General features: G+C 69.1%; 28 protein-coding genes. 17 read left to right on the top strand and 11 right to left on the bottom strand.

The features are described 5' to 3' along the window. Nucleotides 1-256: 256 nt before the first annotated feature. The 3 genes from AC32QD_RS07805 to AC32QD_RS07795 all read left to right on the top strand — a co-directional run bounded on the left by AC32QD_RS07805 (nucleotide 257) and on the right by AC32QD_RS07795 (nucleotide 2,455). A complete protein-coding gene (locus AC32QD_RS07805; protein WP_492009925.1) occupies nucleotides 257-481 on the top strand; it encodes a tetratricopeptide repeat protein in 225 nt (74 codons plus the stop codon). Nucleotides 482-539: 58 nt separating this feature from the next. Further along, nucleotides 540-1,406, top strand: coding sequence for an ATPase (locus AC32QD_RS07800; protein ID WP_492009924.1), 867 nt, complete (start codon nucleotides 540-542; stop codon nucleotides 1,404-1,406). Between the two features lie 131 nt (nucleotides 1,407-1,537). Further along, a complete protein-coding gene (locus AC32QD_RS07795) occupies nucleotides 1,538-2,455 on the top strand; it encodes a homoserine O-succinyltransferase (RefSeq protein ID WP_492009923.1) in 918 nt (305 codons plus the stop codon). 52 nt (nucleotides 2,456-2,507) lie between these two features. On the opposite strand, the gene AC32QD_RS07790 is transcribed toward AC32QD_RS07795, so the two are convergent. Beyond that, nucleotides 2,508-3,953: an amidase gene (locus AC32QD_RS07790; protein WP_492009922.1), complete on the bottom strand. Its 1,446-nt coding sequence runs from the start codon at nucleotides 3,951-3,953 to the stop codon at nucleotides 2,508-2,510. A 238-nt stretch (nucleotides 3,954-4,191) separates the two neighbouring features. On the opposite strand from AC32QD_RS07790, the gene AC32QD_RS07785 reads away from it, so the two are divergent. After that, nucleotides 4,192-4,992: an arginyltransferase gene (locus AC32QD_RS07785; protein WP_492009921.1), complete on the top strand. Its 801-nt coding sequence runs from the start codon at nucleotides 4,192-4,194 to the stop codon at nucleotides 4,990-4,992. Nucleotides 4,993-5,020: 28 nt separating this feature from the next. Here AC32QD_RS07785 and AC32QD_RS07780 read toward each other — a convergent pair whose 3' ends face one another. Together AC32QD_RS07780 and AC32QD_RS07775 are read right to left on the bottom strand one after the other, a co-directional pair. Then, nucleotides 5,021-5,356: a hypothetical protein gene (locus AC32QD_RS07780; RefSeq protein WP_492009920.1), complete on the bottom strand. Its 336-nt coding sequence runs from the start codon at nucleotides 5,354-5,356 to the stop codon at nucleotides 5,021-5,023. 82 nt (nucleotides 5,357-5,438) lie between these two features. Then, the gene (locus AC32QD_RS07775) at nucleotides 5,439-5,849 is read right to left on the bottom strand and encodes a DUF6314 family protein (protein ID WP_492009919.1); all 411 of its coding nucleotides are present in this window, start codon (nucleotides 5,847-5,849) and stop codon (nucleotides 5,439-5,441) included. A gap of 50 nt (nucleotides 5,850-5,899) precedes the next feature. On the opposite strand from AC32QD_RS07775, the gene purB reads away from it, so the two are divergent. Further along, entirely contained in the window at nucleotides 5,900-7,204 is a 1,305-nt protein-coding gene (gene purB, locus AC32QD_RS07770) for an adenylosuccinate lyase (RefSeq protein WP_492009918.1), read from the top strand. A gap of 94 nt (nucleotides 7,205-7,298) precedes the next feature. On the opposite strand, the gene AC32QD_RS07765 is transcribed toward purB, so the two are convergent. Further along, nucleotides 7,299-7,451: a hypothetical protein gene (locus AC32QD_RS07765; protein WP_492009917.1), complete on the bottom strand. Its 153-nt coding sequence runs from the start codon at nucleotides 7,449-7,451 to the stop codon at nucleotides 7,299-7,301. A gap of 165 nt (nucleotides 7,452-7,616) precedes the next feature. Further along, nucleotides 7,617-7,946: a DUF1476 domain-containing protein gene (locus tag AC32QD_RS07760; RefSeq protein ID WP_492009916.1), complete on the bottom strand. Its 330-nt coding sequence runs from the start codon at nucleotides 7,944-7,946 to the stop codon at nucleotides 7,617-7,619. Between the two features lie 173 nt (nucleotides 7,947-8,119). Between AC32QD_RS07760 and purC the strand changes: the two genes are divergently transcribed. From purC to AC32QD_RS07725, 7 genes are all read left to right on the top strand, one after another. Continuing rightward, complete coding sequence (gene purC, locus AC32QD_RS07755) at nucleotides 8,120-8,884, top strand: phosphoribosylaminoimidazolesuccinocarboxamide synthase (RefSeq protein ID WP_492009915.1); 765 nt, start codon at nucleotides 8,120-8,122, stop codon at nucleotides 8,882-8,884. A 71-nt stretch (nucleotides 8,885-8,955) separates the two neighbouring features. Next, nucleotides 8,956-9,195, top strand: a complete 240-nt coding sequence (gene purS / locus AC32QD_RS07750; protein WP_492009914.1) for a phosphoribosylformylglycinamidine synthase subunit PurS — start codon at nucleotides 8,956-8,958, stop codon at nucleotides 9,193-9,195. A gap of 3 nt (nucleotides 9,196-9,198) precedes the next feature. After that, entirely contained in the window at nucleotides 9,199-10,242 is a 1,044-nt protein-coding gene (locus AC32QD_RS07745) for a zinc-dependent alcohol dehydrogenase family protein (protein WP_492009913.1), read from the top strand. A gap of 17 nt (nucleotides 10,243-10,259) precedes the next feature. Further along, entirely contained in the window at nucleotides 10,260-10,958 is a 699-nt protein-coding gene (purQ, locus tag AC32QD_RS07740; protein ID WP_492009912.1) for a phosphoribosylformylglycinamidine synthase subunit PurQ, read from the top strand. 4 nt (nucleotides 10,959-10,962) lie between these two features. Beyond that, complete coding sequence (locus AC32QD_RS07735) at nucleotides 10,963-11,364, top strand: hypothetical protein (protein ID WP_492009911.1); 402 nt, start codon at nucleotides 10,963-10,965, stop codon at nucleotides 11,362-11,364. A gap of 75 nt (nucleotides 11,365-11,439) precedes the next feature. Beyond that, the gene (purL, locus tag AC32QD_RS07730) at nucleotides 11,440-13,626 is read left to right on the top strand and encodes a phosphoribosylformylglycinamidine synthase subunit PurL (RefSeq protein WP_492009910.1); all 2,187 of its coding nucleotides are present in this window, start codon (nucleotides 11,440-11,442) and stop codon (nucleotides 13,624-13,626) included. Between the two features lie 128 nt (nucleotides 13,627-13,754). Then, complete coding sequence (locus tag AC32QD_RS07725; RefSeq protein ID WP_492009909.1) at nucleotides 13,755-14,462, top strand: TSUP family transporter; 708 nt, start codon at nucleotides 13,755-13,757, stop codon at nucleotides 14,460-14,462. A gap of 3 nt (nucleotides 14,463-14,465) precedes the next feature. On the opposite strand, the gene AC32QD_RS07720 is transcribed toward AC32QD_RS07725, so the two are convergent. Further along, nucleotides 14,466-15,143 (bottom strand): DUF1989 domain-containing protein, encoded by a 678-nt coding sequence (locus AC32QD_RS07720; protein WP_492009908.1) that lies wholly within the window; start codon nucleotides 15,141-15,143, stop codon nucleotides 14,466-14,468. Between the two features lie 102 nt (nucleotides 15,144-15,245). Between AC32QD_RS07720 and dusA the strand changes: the two genes are divergently transcribed. After that, complete coding sequence (gene dusA, locus AC32QD_RS07715; RefSeq protein WP_492009935.1) at nucleotides 15,246-16,292, top strand: tRNA dihydrouridine(20/20a) synthase DusA; 1,047 nt, start codon at nucleotides 15,246-15,248, stop codon at nucleotides 16,290-16,292. Next, on the top strand, nucleotides 16,289-17,101 hold the full coding sequence (locus AC32QD_RS07710) for a hypothetical protein (protein WP_492009907.1): 813 nt from the start codon (nucleotides 16,289-16,291) through the stop codon (nucleotides 17,099-17,101). Before dusA ends, AC32QD_RS07710 begins: the two co-directional genes overlap by 4 nt. 12 nt (nucleotides 17,102-17,113) lie before the next feature. On the opposite strand, the gene AC32QD_RS07705 is transcribed toward AC32QD_RS07710, so the two are convergent. The 4 genes from AC32QD_RS07705 to ccmI form a co-directional block, all read right to left on the bottom strand. Beyond that, nucleotides 17,114-18,217 (bottom strand): retropepsin-like aspartic protease family protein, encoded by a 1,104-nt coding sequence (locus AC32QD_RS07705; protein WP_492009906.1) that lies wholly within the window; start codon nucleotides 18,215-18,217, stop codon nucleotides 17,114-17,116. 166 nt (nucleotides 18,218-18,383) lie between these two features. Further along, nucleotides 18,384-18,626: a DUF1289 domain-containing protein gene (locus AC32QD_RS07700; protein ID WP_492009905.1), complete on the bottom strand. Its 243-nt coding sequence runs from the start codon at nucleotides 18,624-18,626 to the stop codon at nucleotides 18,384-18,386. Next, nucleotides 18,616-19,104 carry a Holliday junction resolvase RuvX gene (gene ruvX, locus AC32QD_RS07695; RefSeq protein WP_492009904.1) on the bottom strand — a complete coding sequence of 163 codons (489 nt, stop codon included), beginning with the start codon at nucleotides 19,102-19,104 and terminating at the stop codon, nucleotides 18,616-18,618. The genes AC32QD_RS07700 and ruvX overlap by 11 nt, the downstream gene beginning before the upstream one ends. Next, nucleotides 19,101-20,321 carry a c-type cytochrome biogenesis protein CcmI gene (gene ccmI / locus AC32QD_RS07690; protein WP_492009903.1) on the bottom strand — a complete coding sequence of 407 codons (1,221 nt, stop codon included), beginning with the start codon at nucleotides 20,319-20,321 and terminating at the stop codon, nucleotides 19,101-19,103. The genes ruvX and ccmI overlap by 4 nt, the downstream gene beginning before the upstream one ends. A 206-nt stretch (nucleotides 20,322-20,527) precedes the next feature. Here ccmI and AC32QD_RS07685 point away from each other — a divergent pair, with 206 nt between their 5' ends. The 3 genes from AC32QD_RS07685 (at nucleotide 20,528) to AC32QD_RS07675 (ending at nucleotide 22,547) form a co-directional block, all read left to right on the top strand. Beyond that, entirely contained in the window at nucleotides 20,528-21,775 is a 1,248-nt protein-coding gene (locus AC32QD_RS07685; RefSeq protein ID WP_492009902.1) for a sarcosine oxidase subunit beta family protein, read from the top strand. A gap of 73 nt (nucleotides 21,776-21,848) precedes the next feature. Then, nucleotides 21,849-22,109, top strand: a complete 261-nt coding sequence (locus AC32QD_RS07680; RefSeq protein ID WP_492009901.1) for a hypothetical protein — start codon at nucleotides 21,849-21,851, stop codon at nucleotides 22,107-22,109. Between the two features lie 213 nt (nucleotides 22,110-22,322). Continuing rightward, a complete protein-coding gene (locus AC32QD_RS07675) occupies nucleotides 22,323-22,547 on the top strand; it encodes a hypothetical protein (RefSeq protein ID WP_492009900.1) in 225 nt (74 codons plus the stop codon). 274 nt (nucleotides 22,548-22,821) lie between these two features. On the opposite strand, the gene AC32QD_RS07670 is transcribed toward AC32QD_RS07675, so the two are convergent. Next, nucleotides 22,822-23,163, bottom strand: a complete 342-nt coding sequence (locus tag AC32QD_RS07670) for a hypothetical protein (RefSeq protein WP_492009899.1) — start codon at nucleotides 23,161-23,163, stop codon at nucleotides 22,822-22,824. Nucleotides 23,164-23,404 lie beyond the last annotated feature (241 nt).

Below are 23,404 nucleotides of genomic sequence, written 5' to 3'. Positions count from 1 at the left end.
CCCCCCGGCCAAGCCTCCGAGCGCGACTGGCTGTTCGAGGCCCTGCGCACCGCCCCGACCGAACAGCTCGGCCGCGTCGTCGAGGACCAGATCTGGTGGTACTGGATGCACCAGGCCCCCGACGCGGACTCGGCGGCCATGATGCGCGGCGCAGAAGCGGCGCACGGCCTACGACTACGCCGGGGCGATCGAGATCCTCGACAAGCTGGTCGCGCACGCCCCCGGCTGGGCCGCCGCCTGGAACGAGCGGGCGACCGTGCTGTTCCTGCAGGAGCATTACGACCGCGCGCTCGAGGACGTGGCCCGCACGCTCGCGCTCGAGCCCAGGCACTTCGGCGCGCTGGCTGGCGAGGCGCTGATCTACTTCCGCCAGGGCCGCGCCAAGCTGGCGCAGAAGGCGCTGCGCCGGGCCGTCGCCATCGACCCCTGGCTCAGGGAGCGCGGCATGCTGGCGACCCGGACCCCGGGCAAGGACCTCTGAGCGATTGCGCCCGGCCCGGCCCTTGCGCTAATGAGCGCGGACGGCGGGGGATTTTCCCATGATCTACCGAAGCCCGGAGGACTATCTGCAGGCGCCGCGCAAGGCCGTGGCGCTGTTCGGCATGTCCGGGCTCGGCAAGACCCGCACCGCGGTGATGCTGCGCGCCGACGGCGACTGGTTCCACTACTCGGTCGACTACCGCATCGGCACCCGCTACATGGGCGAGCACATCGTCGACAACTTCAAGCGCGAGGCGATGCGCAACCCCTTCCTGCGCCAGCTCCTGCGCACGGATTCGATCTACATCGCCTCGAACATCAGCTTCGAGAACCTCTCGCCGCTGTCCACCTATCTGGGCAAGCCGGGCGACCCCGCGAAGGGCGGCATCCCGTTCGAGGACTACGTCACCCGCCAGCGCCAGCACCGCGAGGCCGAGATCGCGGCGTTGGCCGACACGCCGCTGTTCCTCGACAAGGCGCGCACGATCTACGACTACGCCCACTTCGTGTGCGACACCGGCGGCTCGATCTGCGAGGTGGTCGACCCCGCCGACCCGAACGACCCGGTGCTGCGCCTGCTCGCCGACCATGTCCTGCTGGTGCAGATCCGCGGCACCGCCGCGCAGGCCGACGAGCTGGTGCGCCGCTTCGAGCGGGCGCCCAAGCCCATGTACTACCCCGAGGAGCTGCTGCGCCGCCTGTGGGCCGACTATCTCGCCAGGCACGGCCTGGCCGAGCACGAGGTCGACCCCGACCACTTCATCGCCTGGGGCTTTCGCGGGCTGCTCGAGCACCGCCTGCCGCTCTACGACGCCATGGGCCGCAACTGGGGCGTCTCCGTCGAGGCCGCCGAGATCGAGGCCCTGCGCTCCCCCGCCGACTTCGACGCCCTGATCGCCAGCGCGATCGGCCGGCAGGCGGGCTGACCCGCGCGCCTGCCTCCCCTCGCGCTTGCCTCGCTGCGCGCTTGCCTCCGAGTGTGCTTGCCTCCCTCGGCCCGCCGCTCTAATTGAGGCGTTCCGAAACCCGCGCACCGCCACCAGCCGAGCCAGCGCCCATGCCGATCAAGCTTCCCGAGACCCTGCCCGCCTACAGCGTGCTCAGGCGCGAGGGCGTGATGGTGATGTCGGAGGAAACCGCGCTGAGGCAGGACATCCGGCCGCTCCAGATCGGCCTGCTCAACCTGATGCCGAACAAGGAGCGCACCGAGACGCAAATCGCCCGGCTGATCGGCGCCACGCCATTGCAGATCGAGCTGACGCTGATCCGCATGACCGATCACCGCGCCAGGAACACGAGCGCGGAATATCTCGACCAGTTCTACCTCACCTTCGCCGAGGCCCGCGCGCGCAGGTTCGACGGCTTCATCGTCACCGGCGCGCCGATCGAGCTGCTGCCCTTCGAGGAGGTCGGCTACTGGGACGAGCTCACGCAGGTGTTCGACTGGACGCAGACCAACGTGCACTCGACCTTCGCCATCTGCTGGGGCGCGCAGGCGATGCTGCACCACTTCCACGGCGTGCCGAAATACGCCCTCGACGCCAAGGCCTTCGGCTGCTTCCGGCACCGCAACTGCGCGCCCGGCTCGCCTTACCTGCGCGGTTTCTCCGACGACTTCACCATCCCCGTCAGCCGCTGGACCGAGATCCGCGAGCGCGACATCCCCGAGGGCCGCGGCCTGCGCCTCCTGATGAGCGCGCCCGAGACCGGCCCCTGCCTGATCGAGGACCCCGCGCACCGCGCGCTCTACATGTTCAACCACATCGAGTACGACTCCACCTCGCTCGACGAGGAGTACAAGCGCGACGTGGCCCAGGGCACGCCGATCCGCGTGCCGGTGAACTACTATCCCGCAAACGATCCCTCGAACCCGCCGGAGAACCGCTGGCGCAGCCACGCGCACCTGTTGTTCGGCAACTGGATCAACGAGCTCTACCAGTCCACGCCCTACGACATCGACAGGATCGGCGCGTGACCGCGGCCGCTCCGCGCACCGCAAGGTAGGGCGGGCTTCAGCCCGCCACCCCTCACATCCGCGACACGTGCAGCGGCGGCACGCGCCCGGCCCAGGGCATCGCCTCCTCGAGCGCCGCGCCGAGCTGAAGCAGCGCGTGCTCGCGTGCCGCCGGCGCGCCGATCTGCACCCCGATCGGCAGCCCTGAGGAGTGCATCGCCAGCGGCAGCGTCATCGCCGGCGTGCCCAGCACGTTGTGCGGCACGGTGAACTGGGCGGGCACCGCGAGGATTTCCTCGACATAGTTCTCGATGCCGATCCCGCTGCGGCCCAGGTTATAGTTGCCCCAGGGCTCGGCCGGCCGCGCCATGGTCGGCCCCAGCCAGATGTCGTGATCCTCGTAGATCCGCGCCAGCCGCCGGCGCGCCCGGTTCACCTCGGCGATGCCGTCGAGGAACTCAGCCGGCGTCAGCCGCGCAGCGTGTTCGTAGATCGCCAGCGTCACCGGCTCCAGCGTGTCGGGCCCGATCTTGCGCCCGGTGCGCGCGGCATAGCCGTCCAGCCGCAGCTGGAAGCCGAAGAACCACACGTCGCAGAACTTGCGCACCGCCGCGCCGTCGAACTCGGGCTCCGCCTCGACCAGCTCGTGGCCCATCTCGGCCAGCATCCGGGCGGTGGCCGCCACCGCCTCGACCACCTCCGGGTCGACCGGCACGCCCATCAGCGGCTTCACCGACCAGCCGATCCTCAGCCGGCCCGGGTCGTGCCGGGCCGTCTCGGCAAAGGGCGCCTCGGGCCTGGGGATCAGGAACGGATCGCCGACCTGCGGCACCGCCAGGCTGTCCAGAAGCGCTGCGGTGTCGCGGATCGACTTGGTCTGCATGAACACGGTGGCCAGCCCGAAGCCGTTCTCGTCGAGCAGCGGCCCGAAGCTCATGCGCCCGCGCGAGGGCTTGAGCCCGACGCCCCCGCACCAGCCCGCCGGAATACGGATCGAGCCGGCGATGTCGGTGCCGTGCGCCGCCGGCACGATCCCCGCCGCCACCGCCGCCGCCGCGCCACCCGACGAGCCGCCGGCCGAGTAGCCCTCGCGCCAGGGATTCGAGGTATTTCCCTGCAGCGCGTTCTCCGCGCTGCCCGAGATCGAGTATTCCGGCGTATTCGTGCGCCCCAGAATGTTAATCCCGGCCCTCCGAACCAGCTCAGCAAAATGCATACTCTGCCCCGACGTCATGCCGGCGCACAGCCGGCTGCCGTTCTCCACCAGGCGGCCCTTCTCGTAACCAAGGATGTCCTTGATCAGCGTCGGCACACCCCTGAAGGGGCCCTGGCCCAGCGCCGCCTCATCGAGCGCGGCGATGCAGTCGGGATAGGTCTCGACCACGGCGTTGATCCTGGGGTTGACCGCCTCGACCGCCCGCGCCGCCGTCTCGGCCAGCTCGCGCGGGCTGACCTCGCCCCTGGCGACCAGTTCGGCCAGTCCCAGCGCGTCGTGCTGCGCATAGTCCGCCAGTTGCATCTCGGCCTCTCCCCTGCCTGCGACGCGTCCCGCCGCAGCCTAAGGCCAGGACGTGCGGCGGGCAAACGCGAACCACCCATCCGCCGCAAATCGTGGTGATCGAATCGCAATCATTCGCAAGGATCCTGTTCGCACCGGCCGGAACCTGTGGCCGGCCGCGGCCGGGAAAGGCTCGCGCCGCGTGACAAGCGGCTCTAAGCTGCTATCGTGAATCGGGTGAGCGGGAGAGATTTCCTGGATGAGCCACCACGAGACATCGCTGAAGGCCCAGTTCTACCTGACCGCGCCGCAGCCCTGCGCCTATCTGCCGGGGCGGGAGGAGCGGAAGGTCTTCACCACCCTGCACGGGCCGACGGCGGTCAGCGTGAACAACGCCCTCTCGCTCAAGGGCTTCCGCCGCAGCCAGTCGGTGATCTACCGGCCCGCCTGCGCCGGCTGCTCGGCCTGCATGTCGATCCGGATCCCGGTCCTGCACTTCCGCCCCTCCCGCTCGCAGCGGCGCATCGTGCGGCGCAACGCGGACGTCATGCGCCGGCCCTGCGAGGCCTGGGCGACCGAGGCGCAATACAACCTGTTTAGGCGCTACCTCGACAGCCGCCACGCCGGGGGCGGCATGGCCGACATGGACGCCTTCGACTTCGCCTCCATGATCGACGAGACGCCGGTCAACAGCACCGTGGTGGAGTACAGCGTCGAGGATGCGGAGAAAGGGGGCGAGCGCATGATCGCCGCCTGCCTCAGCGACATTCTGGCCGACGGCCTCTCAATGGTCTACTCGTTCTTTGACCCCGCGCAGGACAAGCGCAGCCTCGGCGCCTACATGATCCTCGACCACCTCGCGCTCGCCGCCGAGATGGGTCTGCCGCACGTCTATCTCGGCTACTGGGTCGCCGGCAGCCCGAAGATGGACTACAAGGTCAGCTACCGCCCCTTCGAGCTGTGCGACGGCGCCACCTGGCGCCGCTTCAGCAACCGACGGGAGTTCGAGTCGTGGATCGGCCGCCGCCAGCCGCCGGTGCGCGACACGCTGGTCGGCTGAAACCGTCCTCCCGACGAGCGGCAATCCCTTACCGCGAGAGCAGGTTGATCGCCTCGATCACGCGCTGCGTCGCCTCGGCGATCATGTAGGCTTCGTTGCCGATGCGGATGCAGCTGTAGCCGTCGCGGGAGCGCAGCCCGTAGCGGCCGCAGCGCACCCGGTCATATGACTGCCAATCGTGGATGTAGTCGCCCCGGTGGTACTTCTTGTACTGCCCGGGCGGCATGCAGTCAGTATGCTTCTTGGCCAGTCCCGGCGGGCATCCGCCGGGCGGGTTCGCCTGGGCCGTCTGAGGCATGGAAACCACCGCCAGGCCGGTCGCCGATGCAAGCAGCAGACCGCCGAGTACATGCTTCAGGTTCATTGCAATTGTCCCTTCGCTCGATGGCTCGTGATCACTACGGGATATAACACGCACCGGCGCGCAAAGTTCCGTCGGGGCCTGTCTAGAGTCGCCTGTACCGCGTCGTCATCACGTAATTCTTCGCCGGCCCGTCGACCGCCCAGCGGCTGATGAAACGGTCCTCGTCGAAGGCATAGGCGACGGCATAGCGGTCGCGGCCGCACAGATGCACCGCCTCGGGTCGATCGGCGGTGAAGGCATGGAACGGTCGCCCGTCGGCGAACCGCACCTCGACTTGGCCCGCGGCGGGAAAGCGCCACAGCGTCGCGCGGCCCGAGCGGAAGCGGCTGCCGTTGTGGCGCAGCACGCCGCTCTCGCGGCAGATGAGCCCCTCGCCGTCGGGCTCGAAGCGGCAGGTGCCGGCAAAGACGGCGGTCACCTCGCCGCATCCGTCGACGACCAGGCGCGCAATCCGCCAAAGCCCGCGGAACCAGCCTTCGGTTGCTATTCTCATGTCCCTTTGCTACCTCGCGAGCCGGCATCCATCAACGGAACTGACGCCCGATGATCCCCCGCTATTCCCGCCCGGAGATGTCGGCGATCTGGTCGCCTCAGACCCGCTTTCGCATCTGGTTCGAAATCGAGGCCCACGCCTGCGACGCACAGGCCGCGCTCGGCGTCATCCCGAAAGCGGCGGCCGAGGCGGTCTGGAAGGCCAGGGACGTGGTTTTCGACGTGGCCCGCATCGACGCGATCGAGCGCGAGGTCCGCCACGACGTGATCGCCTTCCTCACTCACCTCGCCGAGCATGTCGGCCCCGAGGCGCGCTTCGTGCACCAGGGCATGACCTCGTCCGACGTGCTGGACACCTGCTTCAACGTCCAGCTGGTGCGCGCCGCCGATATCCTCCTGGCCGACCTCGACGCGCTGCTCGCGGCTCTCAAGCGCCGCGCCTTCGAGCACAAGGACACGGTCTGCATCGGCCGCAGCCACGGCGTGCACGCCGAACCGACCACCTTCGGGCTGAAGATGGCACAGGCCTATGCCGAATTCGCCCGCGCCCGCGCCCGCCTTGCCAACGCCCGCGCCGAGGTCGCCACCTGCGCCATCTCCGGCGCGGTCGGTACCTTCGCCAACATCGACCCGCGCGTCGAGGAGCACGTGGCTAAGGCCATGGGCCTCTCGCCCGAGCCGGTCTCCACCCAGGTGATCCCGCGCGACCGCCACGCCATGTATTTTGCCACGCTGGGCGTGGTTGCCTCCTCGATCGAGCGGCTGGCCATCGAGATCCGCCACCTCCAGCGCACCGAGGTGCTGGAGGCGGAGGAATATTTCTCGCCCGGCCAGAAGGGCTCCAGCGCCATGCCGCACAAGCGCAACCCGGTGCTGAGCGAGAACCTGACCGGGCTGGCGCGGCTGGTGCGCTCGATGGCGATCCCGGCGATGGAGAATGTGGCTTTGTGGCACGAGCGCGACATCTCGCACTCCTCGGTCGAGCGCAACATCGGCCCGGACGCGACGGTGACGCTGGACTTCGCCCTGGCCCGGCTCGCGGACGTGATCGACCGGCTGGTGGTCTACCCCCGGCACATGCAAGCCAATCTCGAGCGATTTCGCGGGCTGATCCACTCGCAGCGGGTGCTGCTGGCGCTGACGCAGAAGGGCGTCAGCCGCGACGACGCATACCGGCTGGTGCAGCGCAATGCCATGAAGGTGTGGGAGACCGGAGCGGATTTCCTGTCCGAGCTCAAGGCCGACCCCGACGTCGCCGCCGCGCTCACGCCAGCGGAGCTCGAAGGGCTGTTCGACCTCGCGCACCACACCCGCCACGTCGACACGATCTTCCGACGGGTCTTCGGCGCGCAGTGACCCTGCCCTGGGCGCCCACAGGCCCCCGAGCGACGACCTCGCGCCGTCTGGAGTAGAACGCGACCGGGCCGATCAGGCCGCGATCAGGCCGCGATCAGGCCTCCTGGTCTGCCCCGGTGGCGCGCCGGATCATGCGCCCGCCGGCCGGCAGGCTCATGAACGCAAATGCCCCGGCCGCAGCCAGAAACAGAGCCATCGATGCCCCGTCCTCGACCACCGTGGTCGCGGCCATGCTGATACCAGCCATGAAAGGTGACAGGCCCCGATGGATGAATTCGCTAAGCACACGCATTGGTCCCACCCTCGCGTAAGCGTTGACAATTACGGAAGCACTCACGCAACCGTACCCGAAAAACACGCGACGGCGCGAAATCTTTCGGATTGATGCTCCGGCCGAGGCGCAGGCGCCGGCTCAGTCCCGCTTTTCGCTGACAATCTGCGCCTTCGCCTCCGCCAGAAGCGTGCGCATGCGGCGGCGCAGTTCGTCGTCGGCGACGCTCGCGCCCTTCGCCTCCAGGTCGGCCTTGACTTTCCCGAAGACGTCCTCGTCGCCCTTCTCCTTGAGGTCGGCCAGCACCACCGAGTGGGCATAGGAGTCGGCCTCGTCGCCCTTCAGCCCCATCTTCTCGGCCGCCCACAGTCCCAGCAGCTTGTTGCGCCGGGCCTCGGCCTTGAACTGCATCTCGGCGTCGTGGGCGTACATATCCTCGAAGGCCCGCTCGCGATCGTCGAAAGTGGTCATTCCGTCGGTCTCCCTGTTTGCACCGGCGCCCCCTCACCTATAGGCAAAACGCGGACCGAATGCCACTGCGGCAGAAGCGCTCTTGTGAAAATCCGGCGCGGTGCGTATGGATAGCGCGGCGAGCGGCCGGGGGCCGCGGCGCCCGGTTGATTGTTCCCTTGCGGAGGTGCCAGATGGCCCGGCGCAGACTGGTCTACGAGGGCAAGGCCAAGATTCTCTACGAGGGGCCGGAGCCCGGCACCCTGATCCAGTACTTCAAGGACGACGCCACCGCCTTCAACGCCCAAAAGAAGGAGGTGGTCGACGGCAAGGGCGTGCTGAACAACCGCATCTGCGAGTACATCATGACGGCGCTGACCGGGATCGGCGTGCCGAACCACTTCATTCGCCGCCTGAACATGCGCGAGCAACTCATTCGCGCCTGCGAAATAATTCCGCTCGAGATTGTGGTGCGCAACGTCGCTGCGGGCTCGCTGTCGCAGCGGCTCGGGATCGAGGAAGGCACGCCCCTGCCCCGCCCGATCATCGAGTTCTACTACAAGGACGACAAGCTCGGCGATCCAATGGTCACCGAGGAGCACATCATCGCCTTCAACTGGGCCAGCCAGCAGGACATCGACGACATCATCGCGCTGGCGCTCAGGGTGAACGACTTCCTCTCCGGCCTGTTTGCCGGGATCGGCATCCGACTGGTAGATTTCAAGATCGAGACCGGGCGCATCTGGGACAACGATTACCAGCGCATCATCGTCGCCGACGAGATCAGCCCGGACTCCTGCCGCCTGTGGGACATCAAGACCGGCAAGAAGCTGGACAAGGATGTGTTCCGCCGCGACCTCGGCAGCCTGACCGACGCCTATTCCGAGGTGGCCCGGCGCCTGGGCATCCTGCCCGAGTCCGGCAACGGCAAGCGGCCCGGGCCGAAATTGGTGCACTGAGGCGGGTCGCCGTTGCCCACCGACTGGGTCGCGCGTATCACGGAGCCACGAGCCGCGCAGGGAGGGCCGCGATGAAAGCCCGCGTCTACATCATGCTCAAGGACGGCGTGCTCGACCCGCAGGGCGAGGCGATCCGCCACGCGCTCGGCACGCTCGGCTTCGCCGGCGTCCGGGAGGTGCGCCAGGGCAAGGTGATCGAGCTTGAACTCACGCAGACCGACGCCGGCAAGGCCCGCGCCGCGGTGACCGAGATGTGCGACAAGCTGCTCGCCAACACCGTGATCGAGAACTACCGCGTGGAGCTGCTCTGACAGATGCGGGCCGCGGTCCTGCACGGCTGGCGCGAGGACCTCGCCATGGAGAACGTGCCCGAGCCCGCCTGCCCGTCCGACGGCGTCGTGCTCTCGATCCTCGCTTGCGGCGTCTGCCGCTCGGACTGGCACGGCTGGGTCGGGGCCGACCCGGACATCACCCTGCCTCACCTCCCCGGCCACGAGTACTGCGGCATCATCGAGGAGGTCGGCGCCGAGGTGCGCCACTGGCGCAGGGGCGATCGAGTCATCGCGCCCTTCATCCTGGCCTGCGGCACCTGCCCCGACTGCCGCGCCGGCAACCAGACCGTGTGCGCCCGGCAGCAGGTCCCGGGCTTTACCTGCCCCGGCGCCTTTGCCGAGCGGATCGCCGTCGTCCATGCTGACGCCAACCTGGCGCGGCTGCCCCAGGGCATGGACCCCGCGCTCGCCGCCGCGCTGGGCTGCCGCGTGATCACCGCTTGGCATGCGCTGACCGGCCGCGCGGCGCTCGCGCCCGGCGAATGGCTGGCGGTGCACGGCACCGGCGGCGTCGGTCTGGCCGCGACGCTGCTCGCCAGGGCCATCGGCGCCCGCGTGGTGGCCGTTGACGTGGTTCCCGAGAAGCTGGCCCATGCCGCTGCGCTGGGCGCCGACGCCACGGTGAACGCCGCCGAGGGGGACGCCGCCGAGGCGATTCGCCAGATCACCGGGGGCGGCGCCCACGTCTCGCTCGAGGCGCTGGGCGTGCCCGCGACCACCCGTGCCTCGATCCGCTGCCTGAAACGGCTCGGCCGCCACGTGCAGGTGGGGATGCCGGTCGGCGAGCACAGCTCGATGACCCTGCCGATGGACGCGGTCTATTCGGGCCAGCTCGCGCTCTACGGCACGCGCGGCATGCCCGCCTGGCGCTACCCCTCGCTGTTCGCGTTGATCGAGAGCGGCGCGGTCGACCTCTCCCCGATGATCGCGCGCCGGGTGGCGCTGTCGGCCGCCTCGCGCGAGCTCGCGGCCTTCGACGGGCCTACCCCGCCGGGCGTCGCCGTGATAACGGATTTCCTGAGCTAGCCAGCGGAGGATCTGTCATGCGCTCGGCCGTCATCGTCTTCCCCGGATCGAACTGCGACCGTGACATGGCCGTGGCGCTGACGCGGGCCGCCGGCCGGCAGGCGCAGATGGTATGGCACAAGGACGCGGCACTGCCCGACAGGCTCGACCTCGTGGCGATTCCCGGCGGCTTCTCCTTTGGCGACTACTTGCGCTGCGGCGCCATTGCGGCGCGCTCGCCGATCATGCGCGCAGTGGTCGACTTCGCGCAGCGCGGCGGGCTGGTGCTCGGCGTGTGCAACGGCTTCCAGGTGCTGATCGAGGCGGGGCTGCTGCCCGGCGCGCTGATGCGCAACCAGACGCTCAAGTTCGTCTGCCGCGACATCCATCTCGCGGTCGAGACGACAAACAGCCCCTTCACCCGCGCCTATGGCAACCGCCGCGTAATCACCATGCCGGTGGCCCACCACGACGGCGCCTACATCGCGGATCCGCAGACGCTGGCCCGGCTGAAGGCCGATGAGCGCATAGCTTTCCGCTATACCGACGCAGGCAGCCAGCCGCTGGACCAGGCAAATCCCAATGGCTCCACCGACAGTATCGCCGGCATCCTCAGCGAAAACCGCCGCGTGCTCGGCATGATGCCGCATCCCGAGCGGATGGCCGAGGCGGCGCTCGGGGGCACGGACGGGGCTTTGGTGTTCGAGAGTCTGTGCGCCTCGCTCGAAGCGGCCTGATCCGATGGGGGCGCCGCCGGCAGTCGTCCGCGCAACCGGGGTCGTGCTTGCGGCCGCCGTCGCCGCGCTGGCCGGCACACCCGCCGCGGCACAGGCGATGCGGGTCGGCGATCTCGGCATCGTCGCTTCGCAGTCATCCTGTCTCGTGTCCGCCAAGAAAGTCCTCGAGAACTACATCGCCAGGTTCGGCGGCTATGCCACCAGCGGCGATCCGGCGAAGCCGCAGGAATGGGCGATCTATGGCTGGGACCTGCGGCCCGGGAGCAACGACGTGGTGATTACCTGCCCCACGGTCGTGGGTAACACCAATGCCTTCTATACCGTCCATGCCTCGGGCAAGGCCGCGGCCCAGAATGCCGACGTCGTGGCCGCGCGCCTTCGCCAGCTCTGGGGCGCACAACACTGACTCCGCGTCGTGCGCTTCCCTTGACTGCGCCCGACCGCTAAAAGCCCGCCGATATTTACCGCCCAGAGGTCAGGCATGACGATCGAGCCGGAAGTCACTCAAGCGCTGGCGGCCGCGCACGGCCTGAAGCCCGACGAGTACCAGCGCATCCTCGATTTGCTCGGCCGCACGCCCTCCTTCACCGAACTCGGCATTTTCTCGGCCATGTGGAACGAGCATTGCTCGTACAAGTCCTCGAAGAAGTGGCTGCGCACGTTGCCGACGACCGGTCCGCAGGTGATCCAGGGGCCGGGCGAGAACGCCGGAGTCGTCGACATCGGCGACGGCCAGGCGGTGGTCTTCAAGATGGAGAGCCACAACCACCCCTCCTATATCGAACCCCACCAGGGCGCGGCGACCGGCGTGGGCGGCATCCTCCGAGACGTCTTCACCATGGGCGCGCGGCCCATCGCGGCGATGAACTCCCTTTCCTTCGGCGACCCCTCGCACGCCAAGACCCGCGCGCTGGTCGCGGGCGTGGTGGCCGGCATCGGCGGCTACGGCAACTGCTTCGGTGTGCCGACCGTCGGCGGCGAGGTCCGTTTCCACCCCGCCTACAACGGCAACTGCCTCGTCAACGCCTTTGCGGCGGGGCTGGCGGATGCCGACAAGATCTTCTACTCGGCCGCCTCGGGCGTCGGCATGCCGGTGGTCTATCTCGGCGCCAAGACCGGCCGTGACGGGGTCGGCGGGGCCAGCATGGCCTCGGCCGAGTTCTCCGACGACGCGCACGAGAAGCGCCCGACCGTGCAGGTCGGCGATCCTTTCACCGAGAAGCGCCTGCTCGAGGCCTGTCTGGAGCTGATGGCCTCGGGCGCGGTGATCTCGATCCAGGACATGGGGGCGGCCGGCCTGACCTGCTCGGCGGTCGAGATGGGCGACAAGGGCAGTCTCGGCATCGAGCTGGACCTCGATGCCGTGCCCTGCCGCGAGGAGGCGATGAGCGCCTACGAGATGATGCTGTCCGAAAGCCAGGAGCGCATGCTGATGGTGCTGCGCCCCGAGAAGGAACCTCGGGCCAAGGCGATCTTCGACAAGTGGGACCTCGACTTCGCCATCGTCGGCCACACCATCGCCGAGGATCGCTTCTGCGTGCGCCACCGCGGCGAGGTCACCGCCGATCTCCCCCTCAAGGCGCTGTCCGGCACCGCGCCCGAATACGACCGCCCCTGGGTCGAGCCAACGGCGCCGGCCCCGCTTGGCGATATTCCCCAGACCGACCCGGCCGAGGCGCTCCTCAGCCTGATGGGCGGTCCGAACGGCTGTTCGCGCGCCTGGGTGTGGCAGCAGTATGACTATACCGTCATGGCCGACACGGTGGTCCGCCCGGGCTCCGACGCCGCCGTGGTGCGTGTCCACGGCACCGGCAAGGCCCTCGCCTTTACCGCCGACGTCACCCCGCGCTATTGCAAGGCCAATCCCGTCGAGGGCGGCAAGCAGGCGGTGGCGGAAGCCTACCGCAACCTCTCGGCGACCGGCGCAAAGCCGCTGGCCTGCACCGATAACCTCAACTTCGGCAACCCCGAGCGGCCCGGGATCATGGGCCAGTTCGTCGGCTGCGTGAGAGGCATCGGCGCGGCCTGCGCGGCGCTCGACATGCCGATCGTCTCGGGCAATGTCAGCCTCTACAACGAGACCAGCGGCGAGGCCATCCTGCCGACGCCGACCATCGGGGCGGTTGGTTTGCTGACGTCGCTGGACCAGGTCATCCCGATGATGCCCGGCACCGGCGAGACGCTGGTCCTGATCGGCCGCACCGAAGGCCATCTCGGCCAGTCGGCCTATCTGTGGGACCTGTTCGGCCGCGCCGAGGGCGATGCGCCACCCGTCGATCTCGACGCCGAGCGGCGCGCGGGCGACCTGATCCGCCGCATCAGGGCCGAGGGCCTGATCACCGCAGCCCATGACCTCTCGGATGGCGGCCTCGCCGTCGCCGCAGCCGAGATGGCGCTGGCCGCGGGAACAGGCGTGACAATCGAGGACGACGCCGCCCTCCCCCCTACCGCGTGGCTCTTCGGCGAGGACCAGGGGCGCTACCTCGTCGCGTGCAAGGCCGCCGATACCGCCCGCCTGCTCGGCATCGCCGAAGACGCCGGTGTGCCCGCCCGCGAGGTCGGGACGACCGGTGGCGACCGGGTCGCACTCGGCACCGCGTCGATCCCGCTGGCCCGGCTTCAGGCGACACATCGCGAAGGCTTCGCCCGGCTCATGGGAGAGACCTGACCGTCCGGACTTGCCGTTGCCGCCGCCCGGGCGATAGTCTGCCGCCACACTGAACGGCCCGGCAAACGGGCCCGGGGGCGCGGGGGACAGCTCTGTCGGCAATCGCCATCGCGGTGATCGGAGCGACCGTGGTCGCGACGTCGTTCCTGTCCGGAATCTTCGGCATGGCGGGCGGGATGATCCTGCTCGGCGTGCTGTTGGTGTTCCTCGCGGTCGCCCCGGCAATGGTGCTGTTCGGCGCGACGCAGGCGGTGGCGAACGGTTGGCGCGCCTTCCTGTGGCGGCGCCACGCGCGCTGGGACATCGTCTGGCGCTACGTGATCGGCTCGACGCTCGCCTTCCTCGTGGTGCGCCTGATCGCCTTCATTCCCGACAAGGCGACGGTCTACCTCTTCATCGGTGCCCTGCCCTTCGCCGTCTATGCGCTGCCCAAGCACTTCGCCCCGAACATCACCCGCCCGCGCATCGCGCAGCTGTGCGGTGCGGTCATCATGCTGGTGCAGCTCTTCGGCGGCGCGGCCGGGCACATCCTCGACCAGTTCTTCCAGGCTAGCAATCTCGACCGCCGTGCCGTGGTCGCCACCAAGGCGGTGACGCAGACCATCGCGCATTTCTTCCGCATTGCCTATTTCGGCTCGTTCGCGGGCTCCTTCAACGTCGTGGTGCCGTGGTGGGTTTATTGCATGACAATGGCGCTTGCGGTGGTCGGCACGACCCTTGCCGCTCGGGTGCTCGAACACATGACCAATCTCGGCTTTCGGCTGTGGAGCCGGCGCGTCGTGTTGACGGTCAGCACCATTTATCTGATCCGCGGCCTGTGGCTCGTGGCCGCCTGAGCCTCAGCCGACCTCGAGAGCCAGGTCCCTGGGCACCCCGTCCGGTCCGTTGAGCGGATAGAGATCCATCGGGCAGGCCGAGATCACCGCGATGGCCGGCATCTCGGCGCGAAAGACCACCCGGGCCCCAGCCCCGACATTGGTGGTCAGCAGATCCACGCTCCCGTCCCGCGCCACCGGGACGTTCATCCAAAGATTGAACGGCGCCGGGATCGCCGGGGCGCGCTGGCCGATCGCGATCAGCGCCAGCCGAAGGTTGTCGGTGCAGTTGTCGTGATACCCCTCGCAGCCGAGCTGCTGGTAGCGATAGGCGTCGCACGCCGAGATCACCGTGTCGTGCACGCCGGGCGAGGTGTCCTCCTCGAACCCAAGGATCGGCCTGCGTCGGTTGGTCACCAGCCGGTCCCCGGCCTTGGGGAAGATCGTCCGCAGATCCGCGTGGACGTGCTCGAGCGACAGGTACTCCTCCAGGTCCTCGGCATTGAACGCCCAGAAGTCGCCGACCTGCGTGCCGTGCGTGTTGATCACGCTCAGCTGCTGACCGGGCTTCAGCCGAACGGCGACGCCGCAGCGCGCAGGCACCGGGTAGCGCCGCCCCGGCTCGGGCGTGCCGTCGGGCGAAATGGCACTTTTCAGGCTGGCGTTCTCTCCCTCCGGCGTGGCCGGGTCGAATCCTGACATCCCTGCCTCTCCATTTTCCATGCCGCCACAATGGCGCAACCGCGCATTCGTGGGAAGGCCGGGGCTGGAACTCGGCCGGCCCGAAACGCTATATGGGACGCCATGAGCCCGACGCTTGCCAACATCCCAGCCACCGCCCCGCGCGGACGCCTCCGCCGCGCCCGCCGCGTGTGCGTCGCGCCGATGATGGACTGGACCGACCGGCACTGCCGCATGTTTCACCGGCAGTTCACGCGCGAGGCGCTGCTCTATACCGAGATGATCACCGCCAGCGCGCTGACGCACGGCGACCCCGCCCATCTGCTTCGCCACGACCAGGCGGAGCGCCCGCTTGCCTTGCAGCTTGGCGGCTCGGACCCGGCCGAGCTGGCCGAGGCCGTGCGCATTGCCAGCCCGTCCGGCTTCGCGGAGATCAACCTCAACGTCGGCTGCCCGTCCGACCGCGTGCAGTCGGGCACCTTCGGCGCCTGTCTGATGCGCGAGCCCGACCGCGTTGCCGACTGCGCCCTGGCGATGATCGAGGCCGCCGGCGACGGGCCGGAGATCACCGTGAAATGTCGCATCGGCGTGGACGAGCAGGATCCTGAGATTTGCCTACCGGCCTTCGTCGACAAGGTGGCCGATGCAGGTGTCCGCGTGTTTGCGGTCCACGCCCGCAAGGCGTGGCTCGACGGGTTGAGCCCGAAGCAGAACCGCGAGGTTCCGCCACTCGACTACGGCCTCGTCGCGCGGGTGAAGGCGGGGCGGTCCGGGCTCGACATCATTCTGAACGGAGGCATCGCCTCGTCCGACGCGATGCGCGCCCATCTCGCGCGCGGCTTCGATGGCGTGATGCTCGGGCGCGCCGCCTATCACGACCCGTCCGGCGTGATCGGCACGGCCGACGCGATCATCGGCGGCGACGCGCGACCATGCGTGGCCGCCGAGGCCGCGGTGTGCGCGATGTTCCCCTATATCGAACGGGAACTGGCCGCCGGCACGCCGCTCAACCGCATCACCCGGCACATGCTGGGGGCTTTCACCGGCCGTCCCGGCGCACGAAACTGGCGCCGCATCCTCTCCGAGGGCGCACATCGTCCCGGCGCCGGGCTTGACCTGATGGAGAAGGCCCTCTTCGCGGTGACGCCGATGCGAACAGCAGCACAATGAGCATGCGCCAGCGCGCCCGAAATTTCTTCGAGCGAGGCTGGTGCGCCTTTCCCCGCGATCCGGCCCTGGCCGACTGGGTCGCGGCGGCCCGTCCCGTCGCCGAGGCGACGCTGTCGGACCCCGAGCGGCGCAATCGCTGGCTTCGCTGCGGCGGCACCTGGTTCGCGGGGGTCCACGCCCTGCCCAACGACCGGACCGGCGCAGTCCCCGATCACGGCGTGCCGCCGCTCGCCGGCGCCGCGGTGGAGTTCATCGGCGAGACGCTGGGGCTTGCCGGCCTCGACTTCGATGCCGCGCAGGTCTCGATCTGCTTCCCCGGCTATCCGCAGCCCTGGGAGGGCGAGAGCGAGACGGCCTTCCGCTATCGCCGCGACCGTGACGCCGCCCATGTGGACGGCATCCGCCGAGTCGACCCCGGCCGCCGGCGCCGCCTGGGCGAGGTCCACGCCTTCATCCTCGGCATTCCCGTCGCCGAGACACCTCCCGACGCCGCGCCGTTCACCGTCTACGAGGCCTCGCACGAGATCATGCGTCGCGCGCTCAGCACCCGCCTCGCCGGCATCGATGCGGCGGACTGGCCCGACGAGGACATCACCGAGACCTACCACGCGGCCCGCCGCGAGGCGTTCGAGACCTGCGCCCGCGTGCCTCTCCACGCCGGACCGGGCGAGGCCTACCTTGTCCACCGGCTGGCGTTGCACGGGGTGGCGCCCTGGGGAGCGGAGGGCGGCACCGAGCCGCGCGCGATCATCTACTTTCGCCCGGAGCTTCCCGGCAGGGACCCGAATGACTGGCTTGTGCGGCCGTGAGGCGGCTCGGGTCTAGTTTGCCGACCCGGCCGCTGCCACCGGCCGTGGGCTCACGCGCTGTCGCAGGATGAGCTGATCGCGCCGGAACGACGTCTCGTCGAGACGGTTCAAAAAGGTCATGCCGAGAATTCCGTCCTGCAATACGCCGGGCTGAATGATCGCGGCGGGGACATCGAACACCGCAATGGATCCGATCCGTATCGACGACAGGACCACAGGGGCCGCCGTGGCCGGCCCCTTTTCTGTCGTGATCGACATGCTGAAATCCAGCAGCCTGGGATCAAATCCGATGGACCAGGCCTTCTTGTAGGGAATGAGCACGGTGGGGCTGCCCGCATCGACGGTCATCGCGAGGGGCGCCCCATTTATCTCCGCTCTGGCCCGATAGCGCCCGTCCAGAGCGCGATTCAGCCTTTCTTCCGCAATGCTTCCCTGGCGCAGGATCAGCCGATTGTGCTGAAAGGTCGTCTCGTCGAGACGATCCAGAAAGCTCATCCCCAGCAGTCCGCGCTTCAGTTTCCCCGGCTGCGCCACCGCTGCCGGGACGCCGAAGACCGCGATCGAGCCAATCCGGATCGACGAGAGACGAACCGGCGCGATCTTGGCCTGTCCGTTCGCCGTGGTAACCGGCACCGAGAAATCCAATGCCTTCGGGTTCAGGCCGACCGACGCCGCGTCCTTGTAGGGTAACATTACAATCGACGCGCCTGTATCGATCATGAGTTCCATCGGCACGCCATTAACCTCGGCCGCGGCCCGAAAGTGACCATCCAGGCCTCTGCCGAGCTCGACTGTGCCTGCGGATCGGGAGAGAGCCGCACTGGGCATCAACTCGGCGCGAACCTCGTCGACCACGATGGCCGCCTCGTCGCGGAAGACGAAAGCGGTCAAGAGCCCGCCGATGGTGCCGAGGCAGATTGCCGCGCTCAGCATGGTGCGGCGTCCGCCATGCGCCAGGGTGCGCGCGGCAGCGAACAGCACAAGGCCGGCCACCAGGACTAGGAAGTAAACCGGCCGCACGTCCATCTGCCCGGGCGCCGACAGGTCCGGCCCGGACTGCGACAAAACCAGCCCGAGGATGGACAGCAGGATGACGATGAACGGCCACCAAAACATCTCGTCACGCCCTCGCGCCGGCGGAGCGGGCCGGTGGGTTCCAAGGATACAACCAACGTTTCGCGCCCCTCCCCTTCAGGCGGGCGTCGCCTCGCGCCGCTGCTCCCTGCCGCACAGGATAGCATGATCGGGACGCCGGGCATAACCCGCGAATCCGCAGTCCGGTTCAGTCCGCGCTGTCTTGCCTGCGCCGTGCAGCGGCGCCGCCGCGGCGGCGCGTCGGGCCCGGATTGCGCCCGGGCAGCTCGGCCAGCACCGCCCGGCGCTGATCCGGCGTCATGCGGGACCAGCGTGCGATCTCGTCTACGGTGCGGTGGCAGCCGAGGCAGAACCCGGTCTCCGGGTTGACCACGCAGACCTTTACGCAGGGGCTCTGGACCTCGGCGCGTTTCCAGACCTCATCGCTCATCGAACCCCCCGCGTGCCAGCACCGCCAGCCGGTCGAGCGCCCCCTGCAGGATGTAGGACGCCGCCACCTTGTCGATGACCTCGGCGCGCCGGCGGCGCGAGGCATCCGCGTCGATCAGCATCCGCTCGGCGGCCATGGTGGTCAATCGCTCATCCCAAAGCGCCACCGGCAGCGCCAGCGCCTGGGCCACGTTGCGCGCAAAGGCGCGCGCCGACTGGGCGCGCGGCCCCTCGGTCCCGTCCATGTTGCGCGGCAGTCCGACCACCACGCCGACCACGCCGCGCCTGGCGGCGATCTCGCGCAGCCGGTCCGCATCTGCCGCGAACTTGCCCCGGCGAAGGGTCTCCAGCGCACTCGCCGTGATCCTCAGCCCGTCGCTGATCGCCACGCCGATGGTCTTGGTGCCCGGATCCAGACCCATCAGCGGACCGGGCCGCCCGGCCAGCACCGCCACGTCCTCGTGCACCGCCGCGCTCATTCCAGCTTGAGTCCCATCTGCTTCGCCTTCTGGCGCAGGAAGTCGGCCTTGGCGCCGCTGCCCATGGCGGCGATGCCCAGTTTGGCGACCCGGGCAGCGTCCTTGGGACGGCCGAGCTGGACATAGGCGTTCATCAGCCGCGCCCATTCCTCGGGTTTGCCGCCCTTGGTGGTCAGCCGCTGCTCCAGCCGCGAGACCATGCCCTCGATCATGGCCTGTCGCTGCTTGGGCGACATTCCCTGGGCGGCGGCCATGTCGGCGACACTCGGTCCAGGCGCCGAACTGCCCGCACTCCGCAGCGCCTGCGCCTGTGCCAGCGTGCGGTCGAGGAACGGCATGAACGGCGCGTCGGGCGGCGCGTCGGCCTTAAGCCGCTTCCAGGCCGCGATCGCCGCGTCCAGATGCCCGGCCTGCGCCATGGCAAGCGCGTGATAATATCGCGCCGTCGCCTGCTTCGGATCGCTCTTGAGCGCAGCCTCGATGGCGCGCTCAGCCTTGGGCGACACGTATCCGCCGGCCGCCAGCACCATCGCCTCGGCCATCGAGGCATATTGCTCGGCGCTCGCCTTGTCGCCGGTCGCCTTGATCAGGTCGCTGTAGGTTTGCCAGGCATCGTGATAGCGCCCGAGCCGCATGTAGCCGCGCGCCAGCAGATCCAGCCCCTGCACGTCGCCGGGCCGCTGCCTCATGACCTTCTCGAGGCGCGAGATCAACGCGGCATAGTTCCCGGGCGCCCCGTCGGACTTCTTCGCCGCCGCCTTGGGCATCATGGCCTCGGCCTCGGCCTGGGTCGGCCGCGCCCCACCTGCCATCGCGGCGCTCTGCGTCAGGCGTGCCGCGAACGGCTCGTCGGGAAGCGTCGGCGAGCCGATCCCCAGATACACGATTGCCGCCACGACCGGTGCGCCGACCACGGCGAGCCCGGCGGCCAGGCGCGAAAACCGCAGCGGCGCAGCCCGCAGTCCGCGCGATGCCCGGACCCTCTCCGCCGCCGACAGCAGCCGCCGCGATACCTCGGCCCGCGCGCCCTCGGCTTCGGCGGCATTGATCGCGCCGCGGGCCAGGTCGCGGTCGATCTCGGCGAGCTGGTCGCGATAGAGGGCCGCATCCCGCTCGTCGCGGCTTTGCGCCCCGCGCGGCCGACGAACCAGCGGCATCACCAGCACCACCGCGGTCAGCAGCGCCAGCGCCCCGGCTGCCAGATAGAACAGGGCCATACGCGATCCTCCTTGCGCCGCACAGGTAGCCTCGCTGTCTGGCCGCTGCAACGGTAGACGGCCCCGCGTGCCGCCGCAGCGACCGCATGTCGCCCGTGGGCGCCGAGGCGACGCATTCCCCTTTGCGGGCTCGGTGCTGCTGTGTTCTAAACCTCCTCGCCCAGGCGGGCCCCGAAACTCCGTGCCGCCCTCGCGGGAGACAGACCATGCAACGCTATTCCGCCTTCGCGGTCGTCCGGCAGGCCCTCAACTATCACGTGGGCTGGGAGCGCGCCTGGCGCAGCCCGGACCCGAAGCCAAACTACGACGTGGTGATCATCGGTGCCGGCGGCCACGGGCTGGCCACGGCCTACTACCTGGCCCGGAACCACGGCATCACCAATGTCGCGGTGCTCGAGCGCGGCTGGCTCGGCGGCGGCAACACCGGGCGCAACACCACCATCATCCGCTCGAACTATCTGCGCCCGCCCTCCGCGGCGATCTACGAGCTGGCGCGCAGCCTCTACGAGGACCTCAGCCAGCAGCTCAACTTCAACCTAATGTTCTCGCCGCGCGGCGTTCTCATGCTGGCACAGACCGAGCACGAGTGGCGGGCCTGGAAGCGCACGGCCCATGCCAACCGCCTGGCCGCGATCGAGAGCGAGCTGGTCAACCCCGAGCGGGTGCGCCAGATCTGCCCGATCATCAACATCGAGGGCCCGCGCTATCCCGTGCTCGGGGGTTTGTGGCAGCCGCGCGGCGGCACCGCGCGCCACGACGCGGTGGCCTGGGGCTATGCCCGCGCCGCGTCGGACATGGGCGTCGACATCATTCAGAAATGCGAGGTCACCGGCATCGACATCGAGGGCGGCCGCGTCACGGGCGTGCGCACCTCGAAGGGCACCATCCGCTGCGGAAAGCTGGCGCTCATCGTCGCCGGCAACTCGGGCGTCGTGGCCGAGATGGCCGGCTTCCGCCTGCCGATCGAATCCGTGCCGCTGCAGGCGCTGGTCTCCGAGCCGATCAAGCCCGTGATCGACATCGTCGTCATGGCGAACACCGTGCACGGCTACATGAGCCAGTCGGACAAGGGCGAACTGGTGATCGGCGGTGGCACCGACGGCTACAACGGCTACACCCAGCGCGGCTCGTTCCACCATGCCGAGGAGACGGTGCGCGCGCTGTGCGAGACCTTCCCGATCATCTCGCGGCTCAGGATGCTGCGCCAGTGGGGCGGCACGGTCGATATCACCGGTGACCGCTCGCCGATCATGGGCAAGGCGCCGGTCGAGGGCATCTTCCTCAACTGCGGCTGGGGCACCGGCGGCTTCAAGGCGATCCCGGGCTCGGGCGTCGCGATGGCCGAGACGCTGGCCCGCGGCGAGCCGGGCGAGCTGGCCGCGCCGTTCGGTCTCAACCGGTTTAGCGAAGGCCGCATGATCGACGAGTCCGTCGCAGCGGCGGTGGCGCACTGAGGCCAAAGTCACGGCGGAACACTTCCAGCGGGGTGCGCGTTCTCGATCGCGCGCAACAATGGAGGTGCAAGCAATGGCCAATGAGGGCAGAAGCAATACCGTGCTGGCCTTCATCGTCGGTGGGCTGGTCGTGGCGGTCGCTTTCCTGGCGTATTTCGTGTTCGGCCCGGGCAGCCCGGCTCCCGAGGGCGGCAGTTCCACGAAAATCACCGTGGGAACGACCGACAGCGGCTCCTCCGGCGGCACCACCGGCAGCGCCGGCACAAAGTCGGGCGGCGGCGCAACCGGCCAGCAAGGCTCCGGCGGCGGGACCAGCGGTCAATCGAGCAAGTGACCCACCCGAACGCGATGCGCGAATAAGGAGTGCAGCGGGCCGGCGCGGCAAGTGCGCTTGCGACTTCTTCGCCGGCCGCGAAAGCGCCGCAGCTTGAAGCACACGGGCCGCGGCCACACATCTGTGCTCATGCGCGCCTGCGCGGGGCGGACTTGCGGCGCCCCGGCGCGTCGGGGCACGTGATCACCCGGCACGGGGGGGAGGGGAGGTCCCATGAGCAGGCAGAACGGCACCCTTCTTGTGGTTGCTGTCGTCATCCTCGCCGTGATCATCTATTTTTTCTTCTTCCCCCCACAGCAGGGCCGGCAGGCGGCGATGCCGGGCACGACGGCTGCAACGCAGAGCCCGGCGCCCGCCAAGCAGGCCACGCAAAGCGGCTCGGCCGCGACCGGCAGCCAGCGCAGTGGCTCCGGGACCGGCCAGGGCAGCACCTACTGAGCGCCAAGCGCGGGCATTTTCGCGGCAAGACACATCAAAAGATCCGTGTTGCGACATGGGCGCGAGGGCGACTCCGTGCGATCACGGAGCCGCGATCCCCGACTTGAAGGACCGACCCTGGACATCACATGTCGGGGGAACTCAACGGACGATCTCCGCAGCCCCGCACGGGCGATGCGCCCGTCGTCGCGGCGCGAGAGAGGAGGCAGGGAATGAAGCGTTCGAACATCATCATCACGGTCGTCGCCACCCTCGTGGTCATCGGACTTGCGGTCTATACCTGGTCGACCACCGGGCAGCCGACGACCGCGCCCCAACCCGCGGCCACCACATCCCAGGGCAGCGGAACGACGTCCGGCAGTACAGCCTCGAACACCGGATCGGGCACGACCGGGTCTAGCGGCACCACCACCGCCGCCACCGGCACGGCCACGGCCAGCACCGGCAACGCCAGCACCGGCAACGCCAGCACCGGCAACGCCAGCACCGGCAACGCCAGCACCGGCAACGCCAGCACCGGCAGCGCCAGCACAACCGCAAGCTCGGGCAACACGACGACCGGGAGCACCGGCAGCACGACGACGTCGAGCACCGGCACCACGACGACCGGGAGCACGGGTGGAACCGGAACCAGTGGTCAGGGCTCGGGGTACTGAGCCCTATACGCCCGGCGCCGGGGGCCTGCGCGCCAGCCGGACTGGCGCGCTGGGCGCCCGACAATCGGGCTACGGATCGGGCTTCGGGCGGCGGGGGTCGGCCGGATGGTCGCAGATCGGCCATGTTGTGACGGGTCTGCACGTCTGGCAGAATCCGGCATGTGACATCTAGTGGCCGCAACTGAGGAAAACTCCGCCGGC

It is taken from the genome of Thermohalobaculum sp., from assembly GCF_058622915.1.
Note: the sequence above shows the minus strand (reverse complement) of the source record. Positions and strands in the feature narration are given on the sequence as shown.